Origin of the sequence: Klebsiella sp. Ech2A, assembly GCF_030078455.1 — a bacterium.
Taxonomy (GTDB): domain Bacteria; phylum Pseudomonadota; class Gammaproteobacteria; order Enterobacterales; family Enterobacteriaceae; genus Klebsiella; species Klebsiella terrigena.
The window spans coordinates 1-1,395 of sequence record NZ_JAQGFU010000416.1 but is presented as its reverse complement, the minus strand read 5'-3'; the positions used below and the strand labels follow the sequence as shown (position 1 = coordinate 1,395).

Sequence of the window (1,395 nt, the reverse complement as noted above, 5' to 3'; positions counted from 1 at the left end):
CCGGCGAGCCTGCCGGTAGGCGCAGTGGCCGCACCGCTGATCTACACGTCGCCGAAAACGGGCAAAGAGTACGTGGTTATCTCAGCCGGCGGCGCCAGCCACTCGCCGGACGTCGGCGACGATATCATCGCCTACGCCCTCGACGAGTAGCGCCCGCGGGCTCTTCACGCATAACGAGTAGTCGCTCCCCCTGGGAACAAAACCTGCCGCTGAACGAGCGGCAGGTTTTTTTTCGCCCGCAGCCGGGCCGGGCGAACTAAACGCCGTGGCAGGCGACCTGATGCCCCGCGGCGACTTCGCGAAGGAGCGGGACCTCCCGCCGGCAGCGCTCGCTGGCCTGCGGGCAGCGGGAGGAGAAGCGGCAGCCGGGCGGCGGGTTTGACGGGTCAGGGATCTCGCCCTGCATCGCGACCGCCGGTTCGCGCAGCGGATCTAAAGTGGGCACCGCCGCCAGCAGCGCCTGAGTATAGGGATGCAGCGGCCGGGCAAACAGCGCGTCGCGGCTTGCGGTTTCCACCAGCTGTCCGAGATACATCACCGCCACGTCATCGCACAGGTGCTCCACCACCCCGAGGTCGTGGGAGATAAACAGGAACGTAACCCCCAGGTCATCGCGCAGGTCGCAAAAGAGGTTAACGATCTGCGCCTGGATGGAGACGTCCAGCGCCGAGATTGGCTCGTCGGCGATGATGAAATCCGGGTTGAGGATCAGCGCCCTGGCGATGCCGATACGCTGGCGCTGGCCGCCGGAAAATTCGTGCGGAAAACGGTTGTAATGCTGCGCCGCGAGGCCGCAAATCTGCATGACCGCAATCGTTCGGTCATACAGCTCCGCCTTGCTGCACAGCCCGTGCTCCAGCATCGCCTCGCCGATGGCGTCGCCGACGCGAATTCGCGGGTTCAGCGAACTGTAGGGATCCTGAAAGACCAGCTGGATTTTCGGCCGCAGCGCCCGCATCTCGCGCGAAGAGAGCGCGCTGAGCTCGCGGCCGCGGTACCTGACGCTGCCCGCGGTTTTCTCATACAGCCCGAGCAGGGTGCGCCCGACGGTGGTTTTGCCGCTGCCGGATTCCCCCACCAGGCCGAAAATGGTCCCCGGTCGAATCTTAAAGCTCACGCCGTCCACCGCCCGCAGCTCGCCGGTTTGCTGCCCGAACAGCCCCTCGCGCAGCGGGAAGTACTTTTTAAGCCCTTCGACCTCAATGACGTATTCACTGCTCATGCCACAACCTCCGCGAGCTCAGGATGAAAACAGGCGACCTGCCGGGCGTCGCCCGCCAGCGGGGGGATCCCCTGGCGGCAGCGTTCGCTGACGCGCGCGCAGCGGTCGGCAAAGGCGCAGTACGGCGGCAGGGCGGCCAGATCCGGCACCTGTCCGGGTATCGGGTAGAGGGG

General features: G+C 66.1%; 2 protein-coding genes and 1 pseudogene. 1 reads left to right on the top strand and 2 read right to left on the bottom strand.

From position 1 onward, the window contains the following. Positions 1 to 150 (top strand): hypothetical protein (locus PFH44_RS28150; RefSeq protein WP_463671591.1); only part of this gene is annotated, 150 nt, incomplete at its 5' end. 106 nt (positions 151 to 256) lie between these two features. On the opposite strand, the gene PFH44_RS27580 is transcribed toward PFH44_RS28150, so the two are convergent. Both PFH44_RS27580 and PFH44_RS27575 read right to left on the bottom strand, forming a co-directional pair. Continuing rightward, positions 257 to 1,222, bottom strand: coding sequence for an ABC transporter ATP-binding protein (locus PFH44_RS27580; protein ID WP_283826840.1), 966 nt, complete (start codon positions 1,220 to 1,222; stop codon positions 257 to 259). Continuing rightward, positions 1,219 to 1,395 (bottom strand): annotated as a pseudogene (locus tag PFH44_RS27575) (ABC transporter ATP-binding protein); the annotation flags it as partial. The pseudogene PFH44_RS27575 and the gene PFH44_RS27580, both read right to left, overlap by 4 nt.

Bases quoted from the DNA above. Each gene is read 5' to 3' on its own strand.
- PFH44_RS27580 (WP_283826840.1), bottom strand. From the start codon at position 1,222: ATGAGCAGTGAATACGTCATTGAGGTCGAAGGGCTTAAAAAGTACTTC.